At 31.9% G+C, this 18,641-nt stretch carries 21 protein-coding genes; all 21 read left to right on the plus strand.

What is annotated here, in order from left to right; all coding sequences use genetic code 11:
- The first annotated feature begins 3 nt into the window (after positions 1-3).
- The 21 genes from fliG (at position 4) to KPL44_RS05065 (ending at position 18,590) form a co-directional block, all read left to right on the plus strand.
- Entirely contained in the window at positions 4-1,017 is a 1,014-nt protein-coding gene (fliG, locus tag KPL44_RS04965) for a flagellar motor switch protein FliG (RefSeq protein WP_216205795.1), read from the plus strand.
- Positions 1,007-1,753 (plus strand): FliH/SctL family protein, encoded by a 747-nt coding sequence (locus tag KPL44_RS04970; protein WP_216247792.1) that lies wholly within the window; start codon positions 1,007-1,009, stop codon positions 1,751-1,753. The genes fliG and KPL44_RS04970 overlap by 11 nt, the downstream gene beginning before the upstream one ends.
- Positions 1,754-1,770: 17 nt before the next feature.
- Complete coding sequence (gene fliI / locus KPL44_RS04975; protein ID WP_216247793.1) at positions 1,771-3,078, plus strand: flagellar protein export ATPase FliI; 1,308 nt, start codon at positions 1,771-1,773, stop codon at positions 3,076-3,078.
- A 51-nt stretch (positions 3,079-3,129) separates the two neighbouring features.
- Positions 3,130-3,582 carry a flagellar export protein FliJ gene (gene fliJ / locus KPL44_RS04980; protein WP_253201618.1) on the plus strand — a complete coding sequence of 151 codons (453 nt, stop codon included), beginning with the start codon at positions 3,130-3,132 and terminating at the stop codon, positions 3,580-3,582.
- A gap of 56 nt (positions 3,583-3,638) precedes the next feature.
- On the plus strand, positions 3,639-5,252 hold the full coding sequence (locus KPL44_RS26010) for a flagellar hook-length control protein FliK (protein WP_216247795.1): 1,614 nt from the start codon (positions 3,639-3,641) through the stop codon (positions 5,250-5,252).
- A 41-nt stretch (positions 5,253-5,293) separates the two neighbouring features.
- Positions 5,294-5,977: a flagellar hook capping FlgD N-terminal domain-containing protein gene (locus KPL44_RS04990; protein ID WP_216247796.1), complete on the plus strand. Its 684-nt coding sequence runs from the start codon at positions 5,294-5,296 to the stop codon at positions 5,975-5,977.
- A gap of 36 nt (positions 5,978-6,013) precedes the next feature.
- Positions 6,014-6,415, plus strand: coding sequence for a TIGR02530 family flagellar biosynthesis protein (locus tag KPL44_RS04995; RefSeq protein ID WP_216247797.1), 402 nt, complete (start codon positions 6,014-6,016; stop codon positions 6,413-6,415).
- 75 nt (positions 6,416-6,490) lie between these two features.
- On the plus strand, positions 6,491-7,504 hold the full coding sequence (locus tag KPL44_RS05000; protein ID WP_216247798.1) for a flagellar hook-basal body complex protein: 1,014 nt from the start codon (positions 6,491-6,493) through the stop codon (positions 7,502-7,504).
- 27 nt (positions 7,505-7,531) lie between these two features.
- A complete protein-coding gene (locus KPL44_RS05005) occupies positions 7,532-7,723 on the plus strand; it encodes a flagellar FlbD family protein (RefSeq protein WP_216104905.1) in 192 nt (63 codons plus the stop codon).
- 11 nt (positions 7,724-7,734) lie between these two features.
- The gene (locus tag KPL44_RS05010) at positions 7,735-8,547 is read left to right on the plus strand and encodes a motility protein A (RefSeq protein WP_216247799.1); all 813 of its coding nucleotides are present in this window, start codon (positions 7,735-7,737) and stop codon (positions 8,545-8,547) included.
- Complete coding sequence (locus KPL44_RS05015) at positions 8,540-9,274, plus strand: flagellar motor protein MotB (protein WP_216247800.1); 735 nt, start codon at positions 8,540-8,542, stop codon at positions 9,272-9,274. Before KPL44_RS05010 ends, KPL44_RS05015 begins: the two co-directional genes overlap by 8 nt.
- Positions 9,271-9,732, plus strand: a complete 462-nt coding sequence (locus KPL44_RS05020) for a flagellar basal body-associated FliL family protein (protein ID WP_216247801.1) — start codon at positions 9,271-9,273, stop codon at positions 9,730-9,732. Before KPL44_RS05015 ends, KPL44_RS05020 begins: the two co-directional genes overlap by 4 nt.
- Positions 9,733-9,743: 11 nt before the next feature.
- Positions 9,744-10,121, plus strand: coding sequence for a flagellar biosynthetic protein FliO (locus tag KPL44_RS05025; RefSeq protein WP_216247802.1), 378 nt, complete (start codon positions 9,744-9,746; stop codon positions 10,119-10,121).
- Positions 10,105-10,929 carry a flagellar type III secretion system pore protein FliP gene (fliP, locus tag KPL44_RS05030; protein WP_216247803.1) on the plus strand — a complete coding sequence of 275 codons (825 nt, stop codon included), beginning with the start codon at positions 10,105-10,107 and terminating at the stop codon, positions 10,927-10,929. The genes KPL44_RS05025 and fliP overlap by 17 nt, the downstream gene beginning before the upstream one ends.
- Before the next feature lie 10 nt (positions 10,930-10,939).
- Positions 10,940-11,209, plus strand: a complete 270-nt coding sequence (fliQ, locus tag KPL44_RS05035; RefSeq protein WP_171296813.1) for a flagellar biosynthesis protein FliQ — start codon at positions 10,940-10,942, stop codon at positions 11,207-11,209.
- Between the two features lie 11 nt (positions 11,210-11,220).
- The gene (locus tag KPL44_RS05040; protein WP_407934992.1) at positions 11,221-13,056 is read left to right on the plus strand and encodes a fused FliR family export protein/FlhB family type III secretion system protein; all 1,836 of its coding nucleotides are present in this window, start codon (positions 11,221-11,223) and stop codon (positions 13,054-13,056) included.
- Positions 13,057-13,071: 15 nt separating this feature from the next.
- Positions 13,072-15,138, plus strand: coding sequence for a flagellar biosynthesis protein FlhA (gene flhA / locus KPL44_RS05045; protein WP_407934993.1), 2,067 nt, complete (start codon positions 13,072-13,074; stop codon positions 15,136-15,138).
- Positions 15,135-16,337, plus strand: a complete 1,203-nt coding sequence (flhF, locus tag KPL44_RS05050) for a flagellar biosynthesis protein FlhF (RefSeq protein ID WP_216247805.1) — start codon at positions 15,135-15,137, stop codon at positions 16,335-16,337. The genes flhA and flhF overlap by 4 nt, the downstream gene beginning before the upstream one ends.
- The gene (locus KPL44_RS05055) at positions 16,331-17,191 is read left to right on the plus strand and encodes a MinD/ParA family protein (protein ID WP_216247806.1); all 861 of its coding nucleotides are present in this window, start codon (positions 16,331-16,333) and stop codon (positions 17,189-17,191) included. The genes flhF and KPL44_RS05055 overlap by 7 nt, the downstream gene beginning before the upstream one ends.
- 13 nt (positions 17,192-17,204) lie before the next feature.
- Positions 17,205-17,849: a flagellar brake protein gene (locus KPL44_RS05060; RefSeq protein ID WP_216247807.1), complete on the plus strand. Its 645-nt coding sequence runs from the start codon at positions 17,205-17,207 to the stop codon at positions 17,847-17,849.
- Between the two features lie 12 nt (positions 17,850-17,861).
- Positions 17,862-18,590 (plus strand): FliA/WhiG family RNA polymerase sigma factor, encoded by a 729-nt coding sequence (locus KPL44_RS05065; RefSeq protein WP_216122286.1) that lies wholly within the window; start codon positions 17,862-17,864, stop codon positions 18,588-18,590.
- Positions 18,591-18,641 lie beyond the last annotated feature (51 nt).

Below are 18,641 nucleotides of genomic sequence, written 5' to 3' on the forward strand. Positions count from 1 at the left end.
GTAGTGGCTAAAGGTGAAAAACTTTCGGGAATTCAAAAAGCAGCTATATTATTTATAACTTTAGGGCCGGACGCATCATCGGGTATAATAAAAAAATTGCCGGAGAAAGATATACAAAAAATAACTTATGAGATTGCAAATATTACTTCAGTTAAACCAGAACTTAGGAAGTCAATTTTAGATGAATTTATGGAAATGAATAAAGCTAAGGATTTTCTTTTAGAAGGTGGAATTGAATATGCAAAAAATTTGTTATCAAAGGCACTTGGTTCGCAAAGAGCAAAGGAAATTTTAGATAAGGTTATGGAAGAAACTCAACAATATAGACCATTTGCAATAGCTAGGAAGGCAGATGCTCATCAACTTTTAAATGTTATAGCAAATGAACATCCGCAAACAATAGCACTTATTATGTGTTATATGCAGTCGGATAAGGCTGCTCAGATAATGGCAGAGTTACCACTAGATTTACAAAGTGAAGTATCTTATAGAATTGCAACTATGAGTAGTATTTCGCCTATGGTTATAAAAGAAATTGAAAAAGTTTTAAATGGTAAATTATCTTCTGTAATTAGAACAGATAGTGCTGTAATTGGTGGAATAGAATCTCTAGTTGAAATTCTAAACCAAGTTGATAGAACTACAGAAAAGAATATTACGGAAGGTCTTGAAAGAGAAGATGCAGAACTTGCAGAAAAAATTAAAGAATCTATGTTTGTATTTGAAGATATTATTACATTGGATGATGTTTCAATACAAAGAACATTAAGAGAAATAGATACTAAAGATTTATCTCTTGCATTAAAAGGATGTTCAGAAGAAGTTGCAAACACTATATTCAAGAATCAATCTAAGAGAGCCGCAGCATCTTTGAAAGAAGATATGGAATTCCTTGGACCAGTAAGACTTATGGATGTAGAGAAAGCACAACAAAAAATTGTTGGTATTTTGAGACGTTTAGATGAAGCTGGCGAAATTGTTCTTTCAAGAGGCGGTGAGGAATCGATTGTCATTTAATGTGATAAAAAATTCAAATGTCATAAAGCAGGGTGAGGAAGAAATAAGCACCCATTTAAGTGCAAAACCTTTACCCAAAATTACAGATGAGCAGCAAGTCGTTAAAAATGCTAATATGGAAAGTTATGAAACACTTGCTAGCAATATCCTGCAAAATGCAAGACACGAAAGTGAGAAAATAATTTCAAAATCTATCATTGATGCTGCAGAGGCGAAAATTGGAGCGGTTAAAGAAGGTCTTGAACAAGGGAATAAAGAAGGGTATGAAAATGGGTATAATGAAGCAATTAGCGGTGCAACGCAGGAGGCAAATGAAGTGCGGGCACAAGCAGATGATATGTTAAAGCTTTCAAAATCTAAGTATGATGAATTCTTGATAGAGAAAGAAAAACATATAAAAGATCTAATTGTAAGTATAGCTGAGAACATATTAAAAAAAGAAGTAAAAGAGCCAGATGCAATAAATGAGATGATATTTAATACCCTAAAAGCTGAAAGAAATATAAAATTATATATTATAAAAACTAATAACACTCATTTTGATACTGTTAAGGGTCAAGTTGAAAGTTGGAAAGGTAAACTTGCATTTCAGGGTGATATATTTGTAATAGAGGATAATTTCTTAGAGGATGGAACCGCTGTTATAGAAAAAGAAACAGGTAAAAGTATTGTAAGTATATCTTATGGTATAGAAAAAATAGTTGAAATGTTTAAGGAAGAGCAATTACAAGTATAAAGAGGGTGAATGATTTTATGGTATCTCTAAATTTTGAGTATTTAATGAAAAAGATTCCTGATATTAACTACACTTACTGCGAGGGTGTGGTGAAAAATGTTATAGGACTTACAATTGAGGTACAGGGAATAACAGCATTTGTAGGTGAAGTATGTAATATTTATAATATATCAAACGAAGAGATACCCTGCGAAGTTGTTGGTTTTCGTGAGAAGGACGTAATACTCATGCCACTTGGGGAACTCGTAGGTATATCACCCGGATGTCGAGTAGTGCCAACTGGAAATCCACTTAGTGTTAAATGCTCAGATGAATTATTTGGAAAGGTTCTAGATGGATTAGGAAATCCATTAAATGGTGATGAAATTACTAAGTACACAGCATATTCTTTAAATGCATCTCCTCCAGATCCTTTAAAGAGACGTAGAATAAAAGAAATTCTGCCTACTGGAGTTAGGGCAATTGATGGCTTTTTAACTTGTGGAGAAGGTCAGAGAGTTGGTATATTTGCAGGCAGTGGAGTAGGTAAAAGTACGACTCTTGGAATGCTTGCAAGAGGGGCAAAAGCAGATGTAAATGTTATTGCACTTATTGGTGAAAGAGGACGTGAAGTTCGTGATTTCCTAGAAAAGGATTTAGGCGATGAGGGAATGAAAAAATCAATTATAGTATGTGCAACCTCCGATAAAGCAGCCCTTGTAAGATTAAAGGGTGCATTTACGGCTACAGCTATTGCTGAATACTTTAGGGATCAAGGTAAAAAAGTAATTCTAATGATGGATTCAGTAACCAGGTTCGCTATGGCACAAAGGGAAATTGGACTAGCTATTGGGGAACCTCCAGCAAGTAAAGGATATACTCCGTCAGTATTTGCAATGTTACCTAAGTTAATGGAACGCAGTGGAATGTCTGATAAAGGATCTATTACAGCTTTTTATACAGTGCTTGTAGATGGTGATGATTTCAATGAGCCAATAGCAGATGCAGTACGTGGAATACTTGATGGTCACATAGTTTTATCAAGAGCACTTGCTGGTAAAAATCATTACCCTGCCATTGATGTCTTAAATAGCGTTAGTAGATTGATGTCTGAAATCACTACGCCTGAGCATAAAAAGGCTGCGTCCCTTGCAAGAGACTTAATGGCAACTTATAAGGATTCTGAGGATCTAATAAATATTGGTGCTTATGTAAAGGGAAGTAGTGAAAAAATTGATAATGCAATTAAGTATAATGATAGTATAGAGGCTTTTTTAAAGCAGGATACAAATGAAAATACTGATATTAATGTTAGTTTAAGTGTACTCCAAAATATGTTTGAATAGGTGTTTCAAGTGAGTCTCTTGGAGAATATTTTTATGAGAGGAGGTTTTATATTGGGCGATGCATATAAGTTCAGACTTCAAAAACTTCTTGATATTAGACAAGATTTTGAAGATAAAAGTAAGCTTGAGTTTAAAGAGGCACAAAGGGAAAAAAACATTGTTGAAAATGAGCTGAATAATTTAAAGGAAACTTATAAGACACATAGAAATATAGATGCATATGAATCAATTATAAAACAAAAAATTAAACAAAATTATTTAAATGCGCTAAACTATGCAATAGATAAAAGTACAATAGTATTTGAGGATAAAGGCAAGATATTAGATAAAAAAAGAGAAGAATTGAAACAATGTCAAGTTGAAAAAAAGACTGTTGAAATTTTGAAAGAAAAGCAGAAGATTGCGTTTTTGAAAGAACAAAATTTAATAGAGCAAAAGAGTAATGATGAGTTTGCGCTTTTTGCTTTTATTAGAAATAATACAATGATTCATGGAAATAAATAGACTTATATATTAATGGTTATTTATTTCCACATATGTTATTAAAGGAGGTGAGAAAAGTGAATGTAAATAATAATGTAATAAATTATAATAATACTCCTACTAAAGTTGATACGCCAAAACAACCAGCTAGAAAAGAAGAATTTAAAAAAGCCTTAGATGATCAAACACTAAAATCTAAGAGTTTACCAAATGATGATGTTAAAAAAACAAATGGCAAAGAAGAAAACTTGGATGAAACAAATAACGAAAATCAGAAGGATGATGTTAGTAAAACTACAGTAGAAGGAGATACAACAAAGCCTTTAGATGATGTTGCTACTGGTGACAAGGTAAGTGCAGAGATAAACAATGTTGTAGACAAGTCTGTTGATCCACTAAAACAAAATATTGAGGAATTGCCCAAAAATATAGTAGTTGATGCTGACGCTAGTGATAAGGTAAGTGCAGATATAAACAGCACTATAGAAAAAACAATTAAAACACTAAATCAAAACATTAAGGAATTGCCAAAAAATTCGGTAGAAAGTGTTGGTATTAAGATAAACAATACTTTAAAGAAAATTATTGATTTATTAAAGCAAAATATTAAGACTACTTCAGGAGAATCAGCAAGTACCGAAAAAACAACTGATCAAATGGCACAAATTGAGCAGTTATTACAATCTTTAACTGTTATGATTCAAAGTACTGATAAAACTACAACTACTAAAACTTCGGGAACTGAACTTTCTTCTATTAATATAGAAGAATTAGTAGGTGCAGAAAAATTGACACCTGAAACAAAAAGTAATTTGAAAAATAATCTTAGTGAAATATTATCATTACTACAAAATTCAAAAGAAAATACTAAAGTGACGCCCGAAATGCTAGGTATGCTTCAAAAGCTAACTACTCAGGTTAAGGATATAAAATCAGATTTGAATTTATTAAAAGTACCCACTCCTGAAACTAACAGCGATAATAGTGATGAAAAATCAATAAAAGACAATTTAATAAAAAGGGTGAAGTCGCAAAACATAAAGTCAACTTCTGAAAGTATTTCTAAAAATCAAAATCAGGGTTCAAGTGATAATAAAAAAGACAATAAATCTTCTGGGAATAGTTCTTCAGAGGACAACTTTCTTAATAAGTTGCTAAGTGGAGACAAGGATGATGTGAAAATATCAAAAGCGGTTAACTTTATGAATCAATTTCAAACGGTTAAGACTTCAGAAGCATCCAAAGTACTAAGTACAAATTTAGTAGTTGATAAAAACAATTTTGAGGCTGATGTAATTAAATCTGTAAAATTCATGGAAATTAACAATATAAGGGATTTAACAGTGAAAATGAATCCTAGGGAACTTGGAGAAATTACAATAAAACTTACTATGGAAAGTGGAATTATGAAGGCTAGTATATTAGCTCAAAATAAAGAAACTTATAACTTATTAAATAGTAACGTTCAGGACATTCAAGATAGATTAAAAAATATGGACATTAAAATTCAAAGCTTAGATATAAATGTATATGAGGATTCCACCTTTTTTAACAAGAACTCTAGTGGAAACAATAACAATAATAATGGGAAACAAGATAAGAACTCAAAAACGAATGTGGATATAGACGATGATGTTGCGATAAGCAGTAACTATGTTAAAGAAGATAATCAAGTAAATAAGTTTGTTTAGTTATGCATAGATAAAAATCAATATTTAAGGGGGGATATAAGATGGCAACTGATGTTACATCGGCTTCAAACACAAAAGTACTAACAAGCGCAGAACAAGCAGCTTTATCTAGAGCAACAACCAGAGGGACTGCAATTGTAAAGAAAGGCACAGCGATGGACCAAAATTCTTTCCTTAAAATACTTTCGGCCGAACTTACTAACCAAGACCCGACGGCGGCTAAAGATGGTACAGAATTTGTAGCTCAAATGGCACAATTTGCGTCACTAGAACAAATGTCAAATTTAAATAGCAATATTACTTTTTCAAACTCAACTTCGCTAGTAGGAAAGATGGTAGCTTTTGAGAGTTATGATGATAAAGGAGTTCAATATGGGGGAACTGTTCAGGCAGTTTATAAGGAGTCAGGTAAAACTTACATGGCAGTGCAATTACCGGATGGTACTACAAAGGATTTCCCAGCTGACACTTTATCAGATGTTATAGATGTATCAAACGCTACATCAAATTATTTAAATAATAATACAGTATTTTCAGCTGCTATAAATCTAATGGGTAAACAAGTTACAACAAGCGCGATAGGTGATGCTAAAGTAGCATATACAGGAACTGTTAAAAGTGTTGCTAAAACTACAACGGGAATTAATTTAACTATTTCTTATCAAGAAAATAGTAAGGAAGTAACTAAGGATGTAAGTTATGATGACATTTCAAAAGTAGGATAAAAAGGTAATTAATTAAGATAGTAAGGTGATGTTTATATGTCCTATAGAGTGGTAAACGGCAAATTATACTCAACGGCAAATTTTCCTGATTATTCAGGTGTTGGTTTACAAAATAAAAGTGATCAAGTTAATAAAGATCAAAATAGTTTTAATAAAGTCTTAGATAAACAGATAAAAAAAGAAGAATGTTTTACCATATCATCTCATGCAGCACAAAGGCTTAATAGTAGAAATATAAACTTAGATGATGCTGATAGGAAGAAGATTAATGAAGGAATAAATATGGCAGACAGCAAAGGTTCTAAACAATCCTTAATACTATATAAAGATATGGCTTTGATTACAAGTATTAAAAATAGAACTGTAATTACAGCAATGGATAAAAATCAAAGCACAGGAAATGTAATAACAAATATAGATAGTGTAGTTATGATATAAGCTGGACCTTATAGGGAGCTTAACTTTGTGGAATGACGGAAGCAAAGTGTTTACTAAAAAAATGGGGGTAATATTATGTTAAGATCATTATATGCTGGAATAAGTGGAATGAAAGTAAATCAGCAAAAATTAGACGTTATCGCAAATAATATAGCTAATATTGGAACTACGGCTTTTAAAAGCTCGAGAGTTAGATTTCAAGATATGGTAAGTCAAAGTATATCTGAAGCGTCATCTTCATCAACAAATACAGGTGGAGTTAACGCTAAGCAAATAGGACTTGGTGTTCAAATGGCAGGAATAGATACTATGGTAGGACAAGGTATGATGCAGCCAACATCTAGAAATTTAGATGTTGCTGTGGATGGAGAAGGGTACTTAATGGTTGCTAAGGGAGCAATTAGCGGGACAGCAACATTAGATAATGTTGCTGGTACAACTACTTCTCAAACAATTACGGCTAATACATTTAATGGGATATCATATACGAGGGATGGTGCTTTAACTTTAGACGATAAAGGAAATTTGCTGAATTCAGATGGATTAAGAGTATTAGGATATGCTGTGAGTGAAGGGGGAAATGCTAGTTTAACATACAGTGGTAGTGTGCCAACATCAACATATGTTAATGCAAATGGAACATTAACTACAAGTGAAACACTAATACCCCTTGTAATTCCAGAATCAGTTGATGTTGCCGGAACTGCAGATAGAATTAAAACCTTTTCTATAGAAAAGAATGGAACAATAAAAGCTGTTTTAAACAGTGGTAAAGTAGCAGTGCTTGGGCAAATCGCTATGGCTTCTTTTAAGAATCCTGCAGGGTTAAAGAAGGTAGGAGGGAATTTGTATGAAAATACTTCTAACTCTGGAGATGCTGTAGTTAGATCGGGAGTTGGGACTGATCCAACTACTGATAACAGTGGAAGTTATGGGGATATGCTTGGATCAATGCTTGAAATGTCAAACGTTGATTTATCAGAGCAGTTTACAGATATGATAGTTGCAAGTAGAGCCTTTCAGGCAATGGGTAAGTCAATTACCACAGGAGATGAAATACTACAGGATATAATAGGTTTAAAGAGATAGAATAAGTAAAGTATCATAGGAGGGCCCATGATAAAACTTACAGGCTTAAATAATAAAGAATTTGTCTTAAATGCAGAGGTTATAGAAAAGATTGAAATAATGCCAGAAACATTAATAACCTTAACAAATGGAAAAAAGTATATTGTGATTGAAAGTACAGATGAGGTAATTGAAGAGGTAATAAAGTATAAGAATAGGATATTTACTGGCAAGTTTTAGGAGGCAATTGCATGAAGAAGCATGATTTTTTGACCACTATTGGAATAGTGATAGGATTTGGGTTAACGGTATGGGGGATGGCATCTGGTGGAACTAACTTAAAAATATTTTTTGACCCAGCTTCTATAGCAATTACTGTGGGTGGATCATTTGCTGCACTGCTTATAGCTTATCCTATTTCAGCAATGAAGAGAGTTAAAAAAATTATAAGACAATCATTTAAAGAAAACACATCAGCTAGTACAGAAATTATTGATTGTTTTATAAGTTTATCTAAAAAAGCAAGACAGGGCGGACTTTTATCTCTTGAGGATGACATAGCTTTATTGCCAAATAAATTTTTAAGAAAAGGACTTCAAATGGTTGTTGATGGTCTAGACCCTGAAACAATAAAAGAAGTTATGGAGCTGGAAACGGATGAAATGGAGAGGCGCCACGCGGATGGGATTAATATATTAAAAGCTTGGGCAGCTTATGCACCAGCTTTTGGTATGCTTGGTACACTTATAGGACTTATTCAAATGCTCTCAAATCTAAGTGATGCTTCAGCAGTAGCTTCTGGTATGGGGAAAGCATTAATAACTACCTTCTATGGTGCATTACTTGCAAATTTAGTATTAATTCCTATGGCACATAATTTAACCTATAAATCTAGTATTGAAGTAAATAATCGCGAAATGATGCTTGAGGGAATACTTTCAATACAATCTGGAGTAAATCCAAGGAGTGTTAAAGAAAGATTAACCACTTATTTATCACCAGCGGACAGAATTAAATTTATTGAAGAGCAGGAGAAAGTAGTTGAGGTGAGTGAGAATGTCTAGAAAAAAGAAGATTAGACCAGAGATACGAACAGATACTTGGTTGTCTACCTTTGCAGATACAATGACACTTCTTCTAACTTTTTTCGTAGTATTATATTCTTTTTCAACAGTTGATGCAACTAAGTTTAAACAAGTTGCATCATCTTTTCAATCTGTATTAACGGGCGAAACCGTAAAAAGTAATGTGGATTTTAATGTGAAAGATGGAGATGTTCCATTAGTTGGGTTGCCATTACAATCTGGAGCAGCAGGTAGTGATACACAAAATATTTATAAGAAGGTTCAAAGTTTTATAAAAAATAAAAAATTAGAGTCTATAGTTGTAATAAAAACTGACAATAGGGGAGTTATAATTCAACTTCGTGAAAATATTATATTTGAGAGCGGTAATGCAGAAATTATAGATAAAAGTAAGTCAGTATTAAATTCAATAAATGCACTAATATCTACATTTCCTAATGATATTGTAATAGAGGGACATACAGATAATGAACCAATTAATAATTCTAAATATAAAAACAATTGGCAATTATCTTCAGATAGAGCGCTACAAGTACTTGAATATTTTGTGGTGACAAAAGGACAAGCCCATCCAAATCGATTTAAATCTGTAGCTTGTGGTGAATATCAACCTATTGCAGCAAATAGTAGTGATGCAAATAGAGCTTTAAATAGAAGGGTAAATATTTTAATTGTTGCAAATGATAAGGAGGCCATTACGAAATGAGTGAAAAACCAAAAAAAGGAAATTCGTTAAAATTAGTTATTATAGTATTGCTCGGACTAATTCTAGTTGGGGGTGCGGCCTTTGGTGGTATGTATATAGCTGGTAAAAAAGGAGCGGCGACTTCTACTACTTCAACGACTAATGCTGTAGCGACAAAAGAGGTGACTTATTCATTAGATGAATGCTTAGTGAATTTAACAGATAGTGATGCAAAAAGGTATCTAAAGGTACTTATTTACGTTGGGTATGGTGAAAATACAGATTTAGATACAGAGATAAAAGCACAAAAGCCCATTATTAGGGATTTAGTTATTAAAACTCTAAGATCTAAAAAAGCAGCAGATTTTGATGATGCTGTTGTTGATAATATAAAAAAAGAATTAATAACTAAAATAAACCCAGTTTTAACAAAAGGCAAAATAGATCATGTATATTTTAATGATTTATTGGTACAGTAGGTGATAAAATAATGGATAAAGATTTTTGGATATTGATGTTTAAAATTATAATATTTTTACCCTTTATATTATGTATGTTGTATTTATCTTTGAAATATGGAGGAACCAAACTTCGCAAATTGCAAGATGGTAGATATATGAGGATACTCGATAGAATTTCTTTATCTAAGGAAAACAGTATTGCAGTTGTAAAAATCGGTGATAAAGCCTATGCTGTATCATCAAGTTTAAATGATATTAAAATTCTATTTGAATTACCTATCGAAGAGATTATAAAAATAGAAAAAATTAAAGAGCTACCTCAATATGAAGACATGAAGGATTTATTCAAAAAACATATTTTGAAAAAGCAAACTAAAGAGGAAGTTAGATATGAAAATAAAAAATAAAAATTTGTTTGTTTTTGCTCTAGCTCTAGCTATAACAGGTATAGCTACGATAAGCATTGTACATGCAACTACAATACCAATACCTAAAATTAATATTTCGGTTGATAATGCAAGTACACCAAAGGAGTATGTTGATAATATTAAGTTATTATTGCTTCTAACAGTACTTACCTTATTGCCATCAATTATTATAATGTCTACAAGTTTTGTAAGAATAATTATAGTGTTATCATTATTCAAAAGTGCTATAGGTATTCAAAATGCAGTACCAAAAGAGGTTATAATTGGACTTGCTCTATTTTTAACATTTTTCACTATGGCGCCGACATTTACAAAAATCAATACTGAGGCTTTAACTCCTTATTTAAACAGTAAAATAACTCAAAAGGTTGCAATTGAAAAAGGTTCTAAACCTATGAGGGACTTTATGTTAAAACAGACTAGAGCAAAAGATTTAAAACTTTTCTTAGATGTAGGTAAATTACAAGATACAGTTAAAAATCAAGTTGATGCTAATGGAAAAGAGATACTTAAAAATGGAAAACCTGTAGTTACATATGACAAAGTACCATTATATGCTGTTGTGCCATCGTTTATAATAAGTGAATTAAGGCGAGCTTTTGAAATGGGATTTTTGCTGTTTATACCGTTTATTATAATAGATATAGTAACAGGTAGTATACTTATGGCTATGGGTATGATGATGTTACCACCAGTTATGATTTCTCTTCCATTTAAATTATTGTTATTTGTTATGGTTGATGGATGGAATTTGCTTGCAAAAGCGCTGATTATGAGTTTTAGTTGAGGTGAATTAAATGACAGAGAATATTGTATTATCCGTAATAAAAGATGCTATCTATACTGCAATAATGGTATCTGCTCCAATTTTAGTTGTAGCTACTGTAGTAGGGCTAATAATAAGTATATTCCAAGCTACTACTCAAATTCAAGAGCAAACATTAACTTTTGTGCCAAAACTCGTTGCGGTAGCACTAATTGGCTTATTAATGGGTAGTTGGATGCTCCATATAATGCTTGATTTTACTACTAGAATTTTTGCACTTATAGCTAATATGGGAGGTTAGGTGGAATTGTTTTGACTAATATGGCTTACTATTTGGGCTTTATCATGGTACTCCTTAGAATATCAGCATTCTTTATGAGTATACCAATTTTCTTCCCTAAATCTGCCCCTGTTTTGCTTAAGGTCGGATTTTGTGCTGTTTTCACTTTTATAATTATGCCAGGTATTAATTATCAAAATGTAAATTTAATTACTAATAATGGAACGCTCATAATATTTTCACTAGCAGAGGTTGTTACTGGTTTAATGCTTGGGTACTTAACAAAGTTTTGTTTTTACTCTGCACAAATGGCTGGGCAACTTATGGATTTCCAAATCGGATTTTCTATGATGAGTATGTTTGATCCGATATCTAACGATAATGTAACTTTACTTGGGAATTTGCTTTATTGGGTAAGTATGGTAATGTTCTTCGTAGTGGATGGCCACCATATGTTAATTAGAGCGATTATTGATTCATTCAATAATGTTGAAATTGGGAAATTTATATTATCGCAGCAAACTGCTATGATGATGCTGAAAGTTTTCATAGAGTTTTTCACGCTTGGATTAAAAATAGCAATACCGATTATTTTAATAATTATTATAACAGATTTAAGTATTGGTCTTGTTTCGAGAACAGTACCACAATTAAATGTTATGATTTTAGGTATGCCAATAAAAATAGTAATAGGACTTGCTTGCTTTTCATTAGTGCTTCCTGCGGCTATAACTTTAATAGTGAATTCTTTTTATACTATTCCAGACATAATCAAGGGGCTTTATAAAGTAATACCACTACTTATTTTTGTATCATCTGATAGTGGTGAAAAAACTGAAGATGCTACTCCTAAGAAGAAAAGTGACTCAAAGAAAAAGGGTCAAGTTGCCAAAAGTAAGGAATTATCTTCTACCACAACACTACTCACAGTAACAGTTCTGATGATGACGCTTGGGGCATATACTCTAGACAATTTAAAAGGCATATTAATTCTTTTCTTAAACAATTATTTAACATTTACACTTACTGAGTATACTTTTAAAACTGTACTTTTGGTATCACTTATGAAATTTGGTATTTTAATTTTGCCGATTGTGGTTCCTATTATGATAATGGGAATAGTTGCTAGCCTTATGCAATCGGGATTTATATTTACAGGTGAGCCACTTAAACCAGATCTTAAAAAGCTAAATCCTATAAGTGGGTTTAAAAAAATCTTTTCCATGAGATCAGTGGTGGATTTAATTAAAAATTTAACTATAGTTACTCTTATATCAGTTATAGCTTATAAATTTGTAAAAGACAACTATATGCAAATAATGACATACGGGAGTTTAAAAACAGAAGCTATTTTGGCGGCCTTTGGAAGTCTCGTTATAGATATATTTTTTAAAATAGCAATAGTTATGCTTATAATATCTATAATTGATTTCGCTTATCAGAAATATAAACATAATAAAGAACTAAAAATGAGTATGCAAGAAATCAAGGAAGAATATAAGCAACAAGAAGGAGATCCTTTGATTAAATCAAAAATCAGGCAGAAACAAAGAGAAATGGCATCTGGTAGAATGATGCAAGATGTACCTGATGCAACAGTTGTCATTACAAATCCAACCCACTTAGCTATTGCAATTAAGTATGAGCAAGGAGGGGATGGAGCACCTATAGTTGTGGCTATTGGCGCAGATAATGTGGCAATAAAGATAAAAGAAATTGCAAGTGAAAATGATATTCCAATTATTGAAAATAAACCTTTAGCAAGGTTAATATACAAGGAATTAGAGGTAGGCTCAGAAATCCCAGCTGATATGTATCAAGCAGTAGCAGAGATATTAGCATTGGTATATAAACTGAAGAAAAAATAGTAAAGGATGATATTTGTGGCTGAAAAATCAAGATTTAACATTAAAAATAATTTGGATGTAATAGTTCCATTTGGTGTAATAGGTATAGTTTTAATGATAATTATTCCTTTACCAACAGCTCTTCTTGATGTAATAATTGCATTTAATATTACACTAGCAGTTGTAATTTTATTATTAACAATGTTTACAACAGAAGTTTTGCAATTTTCAGTGTTTCCAACTTTATTACTTATTACCACACTTTTAAGGTTAGGATTAAATATTTCATCTACGAGACTTGTATTAACACAGGCTTATGCAGGAGATATTATAGAAGCTTTTGGTGAGTTTGTTGTTGGTGGTAATTATGTAGTCGGAATAATTATTTTCTTAATAATAATAATTATACAGTTTGTTGTTATTACAAGCGGTGCTGGTCGTGTATCAGAAGTTTCTGCTAGATTTACGCTAGACGCTATGCCAGGTAAACAAATGAGTATAGATGCTGATTTGAATGCAGGCGTTATAACTGAGGAGCAGGCAAGAGAGCGAAGAACAAAACTTCAAGATGAAGCTAGTTTTTATGGAGCTATGGATGGAGCTTCAAAATTCGTAAAAGGAGATGCAATAGCAGGTATAATTATTACAATAATTAACATCTTCGGTGGAATAATTATAGGCGTGGTAATGCTTGGTATGCCAATTGGGACAGCTGCAACTACTTATGTTAGGTTAACAGTTGGAGATGGGCTTGTAAGTCAAATACCGGCTCTTTTAATATCAACTGCATCAGGTATTTTAGTTACAAGATCTAGTAGCGCTGTGAATTTAGGAACCCAAATAACATCGCAACTTACTACATTCCCAAAGGCAATTGCTTTAGCATCAGTAGTGCTTGTAGTTTTGGCTTGTATTCCAGGAATGCCACATATTGTTTTCATAATACTAGCTATTGCACTAGCAGCTAGCGCATATTTCTTGAACAAGGATGCAAACGATCAAAAAATAATAAAATCAGAAACTGAAGAACAAGAATCTTTTGAAACAGAAAATAGAGAACCCGAGGATGTAATGAATTTAATTTCTGTAGAACCTATGGAGATAGAGATAGGTTATGGATTAATACCACTTGCAGATGAAGCTACAGGTGGAGATTTGTTACAAAGAATAGCATCTGTAAGAAGGCAATGTGCACTCGAGATGGGAATTGTTGTACAACCTATTAGAATTAAAGATAATTTGCAACTAAAAACAAATGAATACGTAGTTAAGATAAGAGGTACTGTAATAATAAAAGGTGAATTAATGCCAAGCATGTTACTTTGTATTGATCCAAGTTCAGAAGATATTACTATTCAAGGTATTAATACTGTTGAACCAACCTTTGGATTACCAGCAGTATGGATAAATAATGATCAAAGAGAAGATGCTGAAATCAAGGGCTTAACGGTTGTAGATCCAACTACTGTAATGGTAACTCATTTAACAGAAACTATTAAGAATCATGCTTTTGAACTTCTAGGAAGGCAGGAAACTAAATTATTAATTGATTCGGTTAAAGAAAAATATAACACCGTAGTTGAAGAATTAATACCAGATCTTATGACCATTGGTGAAGTACAAAAGGTTCTTCAAAGTCTTCTTAAAGAAAAGGTAGCTATAAAGGATATGGTAACTATTCTAGAATCTTTAGCAGATAATGCGAGAATAACAAAGGACATAGAAGTATTAACAGAGTATGTACGTTTTTCACTTGGACGAAGTATTTGTAATGGACTAATTGACGAGAATGGTGTTATGACAATTATGACACTTTCACCTGAAATTGAGAATATTGTATCAAATAATATTCAAAAATCTCTTCAAGGTTCTTTTCCAGCAGTTGATCCAGAGACTACTGGTAAAATATTGAATTCTATTAAAGAAAATATTAATACAATTTATTTTCACAATAATCAACCAGTGATACTTGTATCTCCTAAGATAAGACCAGCATTCAGAAGGTTAATTGAAATGGTATTTCCTACATTATCTGTGCTTTCTCTTAATGAGATACCAAATGAAGTTGAGATCAAAACTGAAGGAGTTGTGACTCTACAATGATTATAAAACGTTATATAGTTAATACCATGAATGAGGCTATGACAAGAATAAGATATGAACTAGGAAGAGATGCAGTAATTATAAGTCAAAGGAAAATTAGAAAGCCAGGAATAAAGGGATTCTTTTCTGCCAAAAGTATTGAAGTCACCGCTGCAGTTGAAAATGAAGTAAATGAGAAAAAACAAAATACAGTAAATGATAATAGCAATAATAATCGAAATAGTAATGAATTAAATAACATAGAATTAAATAGTATAGAAGCAATAAAAAAAGTTGTGCAGCAAGAAAATGAAAATCACTCAAGGGTAGTCCAAAAACAAAATAGCAGTGTACATAAAGTTTCTAATCAAAGTGATAATAATTCAGAGAATTTAATGAGTGAAATGATGAAAATGAAAACCATGATTAGTTCTCTCTCTCAAGTTGGCACACCAATAGAAAATCAAAAAAGTGACATAGAAAAAATATTATTTGATAATGATGTAGATAGTGAAAACATTGAAAACATAATGATGAAAATTAAAAATGATAGGACTGAAAAAACAGATCTTGAAAAATTAAAAATTATATTAAAAGAAATGATTCATATAACCAAACCAAAACTCGAAGGTAGAATAGTGCTTGTAGGCCCAACGGGTGTAGGAAAAACCACAACTATAGCAAAACTTGCAGGTAGGCTTGCTCTAGCTGAGGGAAAAAAAGTAGGGCTGATTACTGTAGATACTTATAGAATAGGTGCAGTTGAACAGTTAAAAACGTATGCTGATATTATGAACTTACCGTTTAAGGTTGTATATAATATGAATGATATGGACAAGGCAATAGAAAGTATGAGTGAATGTGAGGTAGTGTTAATTGATACTACAGGACGAAGTAGTAAAAATAAGATGCAAATTGCTGAACTTCGAACATTTGTAGAAAAAGCAGATACAAAAAATATCCATTTAGTTCTAAGCTCTACAACTAAAAATAGAGACATGAAATATATTATTGAAGGATATCGAATTTTGAATTATAATAGTATAATAGTAACTAAATTAGATGAAACTGCCACTTATGGGTCTATACTGAATATACTAGAAACAGCTAAAATACCGCTTAGTTTTGTGTCAATTGGTCAGAACGTACCTGATGATATTAAAGAGTTATCTGCTGACTCAATTGTTAGCCTTATACTAGGAGAGGATACTATATGCTAGACCAAGCACAAAGACTTAGGCAAATGGCTGTAAAAAATGATAATAAGGTGGATTTGCAACCAAGAATTATAACTGTTACCTCTGGTAAAGGGGGAGTAGGTAAAAGTAATATAGTAGTGAATTTATCTATAGCTCTTCAAAAGATGGGCAGAAAAGTTATGATTTTTGATGCAGATATTGGTATGGGTAATGATGATATTATAATGGGATGTTCATCTAGATATAGTGTATTTGATGTTATAAGTAAAGGGAAAGAAATAGAGGAAGTTGTTTTAACAGGACCATTTGGAGTGAAACTTCTCCCAGGAGGTTCAGCTCTTACAAAGGTTGAGGATTTGACAGAAGTTGAAAGAAATATATTTTTAAGTAAGCTTACAGCTTTAACAGGACTTGATTATATAATAATGGATACAGGAGCTGGTGTAAATAAAAGTGTTTTGGGTTTTATTGCTTGCTGTGAAGATTTAGTAATTGTAACAACGCCAGAACCTACATCGTTAACTGATGCTTATAGTTTACTCAAGGCTGTTAAGCATTTTGATATTAAAAATTCTGCTAAAGTTATAATAAATAGGTCCCTTGACAATAATGAAGCTAATTTGACCTTTAATAAATTTAATAATGCTGTTATCAAATTTCTTGATATGAAACTTGAATATTTGGGTAAAATCGGTGAGGATAAGAAATTGTCTTATGCAGTAAGGCAACAAGAGCCTGTAGTTGTAAGTTATCCGAATTCTGAGGCAGCTCAGGATATAAATAAAATTGCAAATAAACTTGAAGGCGCAAAGGATAAAGTAAGTGGAATTGGTATAGAGGGGCTATTTAAAAAGATTTTCAGCATTTTTTCATAAGGGGTTGGGGTAGTTGATTAAAGTTGATTTTAAGTTAAATAAGAAGCTAGAAATATTAGTTGACGAAAAATATTTTAATAGTAATGTGCAAGACGTAACAGAAGATTACATAGCAATTAGTATTCCTACGAATTCAGGAGAGTATCTTCCATTGTCAAATGGATCCATAATAGATGTAATATATTATGAAGAAGAAAATATTTATAAATTTTCATCTACAATTATAGGTCGTAAATTTGAGAATATACCCATTTTACTCCTTGCAAAACCTGATGAAATAAAAAAAATACAAAGAAGAAAATATGTTAGAGTACCATTAATAAAAACTGCTAAATACATAAATCTTAAGAATGAACCCAAAGTAAATCTTAGTACTATTGATGATAGTAAATATTTAAAGGCAGTGCTTGTTGATTTAAGTGGTGGTGGCATGAGGGTTAAAGTGTCAGAGGAAATTAAGGATAATGATTTTCTTTTGGTAGCATTAACTGTTAACGAAGAAGAGGTACTTATTGTGGGGCAAACAAAGAGGATAATGAGAGATGACGATGGCAGATTTATATGTGGTCTTAGTTTCGAATTTTTAGATAACGCAACAAGGGAGCAACTTATTAGATATATATTTCAACTTATGAGAAATCAAATGAAAAAAATTTGAGGAGGTTTTTAAATGTCCATAGCTAAAGCAGATGATATAAGAGAGCAAATTGTAAAAAAACATATACCTTTAGTTAAATATATTGCATCTAGAGTAATTATTGGAAAAACTAAATATGTTGAATATGAAGACTTAATTAGTTATGGTATGTTAGGCCTTATGGATGCTTTAGGAAAATACGATGCCACTAAAGGTATGAAGTTTTCAAGCTATGCATCAATAAGAATAAAAGGTGCTATGATAGATGAGCTTAGGCGTAATAGCCCAATATCTAAAGGAGCTATGGATAAGCTTAACAGATACAACGAAGCAATTGAGAGGCTTCAGAAATGCTTATATCGGGAACCAACAAACCACGAAATTGCGAGTGAACTTGGTATTACAATAAATGAAGTCGCAAGCATTGAAAACAATATAAATTATATATCGGTAGTTTCGCTTGAAGACCTGATTTTTTCTGACGATGATGACATGCCACTTAGTGGTACTATTAGAGATAATAGGAGTCCAAGCCCTGAGGGAGCATTAGAACAAAAAGAACAAGTTGAATATTTAGCTTTAGGGCTAGACAATGTTAAAGAAAAAGATAAACTTGTTTTAACATTATATTATTTTGAAGGTCTTACACTTAAGGAAATAGGAAATATTTTGAGCGTATCTGAATCAAGAGTTTGTCAACTCCATAGCAGAGCTCTTATAAATCTAAGAAAGGCCTTAGTTAAACTTAAATATGATTTATAATATAGAAATTATATACTAACAATTTAATTTTTAAGATTCGGGGTGAATTAT

The sequence above is a fragment of the Clostridium sp. DSM 17811 genome, from assembly GCF_018861905.1.
Lineage (GTDB): Bacteria > Bacillota > Clostridia > Clostridiales > Clostridiaceae > Clostridium_AD > Clostridium_AD frigoriphilum.

Excerpts from the sequence above, each read along its gene's own strand:
- fliI (WP_216247793.1), top strand. The coding sequence starts at position 1,771 with ATGGTATCTCTAAATTTTGAGTATTTAATGAAAAAGATTCCTGATATT.
- KPL44_RS04990 (WP_216247796.1), top strand. The coding sequence starts at position 5,294 with ATGGCAACTGATGTTACATCGGCTTCAAACACAAAAGTACTAACAAGC.
- KPL44_RS04995 (WP_216247797.1), top strand. The coding sequence starts at position 6,014 with ATGTCCTATAGAGTGGTAAACGGCAAATTATACTCAACGGCAAATTTT.
- KPL44_RS05000 (WP_216247798.1), top strand. The coding sequence starts at position 6,491 with ATGTTAAGATCATTATATGCTGGAATAAGTGGAATGAAAGTAAATCAG.
- KPL44_RS05005 (WP_216104905.1), top strand. The coding sequence starts at position 7,532 with ATGATAAAACTTACAGGCTTAAATAATAAAGAATTTGTCTTAAATGCA.
- KPL44_RS05010 (WP_216247799.1), top strand. The coding sequence starts at position 7,735 with ATGAAGAAGCATGATTTTTTGACCACTATTGGAATAGTGATAGGATTT.
- KPL44_RS05015 (WP_216247800.1), top strand. The coding sequence starts at position 8,540 with ATGTCTAGAAAAAAGAAGATTAGACCAGAGATACGAACAGATACTTGG.
- KPL44_RS05020 (WP_216247801.1), top strand. The coding sequence starts at position 9,271 with ATGAGTGAAAAACCAAAAAAAGGAAATTCGTTAAAATTAGTTATTATA.
- KPL44_RS05025 (WP_216247802.1), top strand. The coding sequence starts at position 9,744 with ATGGATAAAGATTTTTGGATATTGATGTTTAAAATTATAATATTTTTA.
- fliP (WP_216247803.1), top strand. The coding sequence starts at position 10,105 with ATGAAAATAAAAAATAAAAATTTGTTTGTTTTTGCTCTAGCTCTAGCT.
- fliQ (WP_171296813.1), top strand. The coding sequence starts at position 10,940 with ATGACAGAGAATATTGTATTATCCGTAATAAAAGATGCTATCTATACT.
- flhF (WP_216247805.1), top strand. The coding sequence starts at position 15,135 with ATGATTATAAAACGTTATATAGTTAATACCATGAATGAGGCTATGACA.
- KPL44_RS05055 (WP_216247806.1), top strand. The coding sequence starts at position 16,331 with ATGCTAGACCAAGCACAAAGACTTAGGCAAATGGCTGTAAAAAATGAT.
- KPL44_RS05065 (WP_216122286.1), top strand. The coding sequence starts at position 17,862 with ATGTCCATAGCTAAAGCAGATGATATAAGAGAGCAAATTGTAAAAAAA.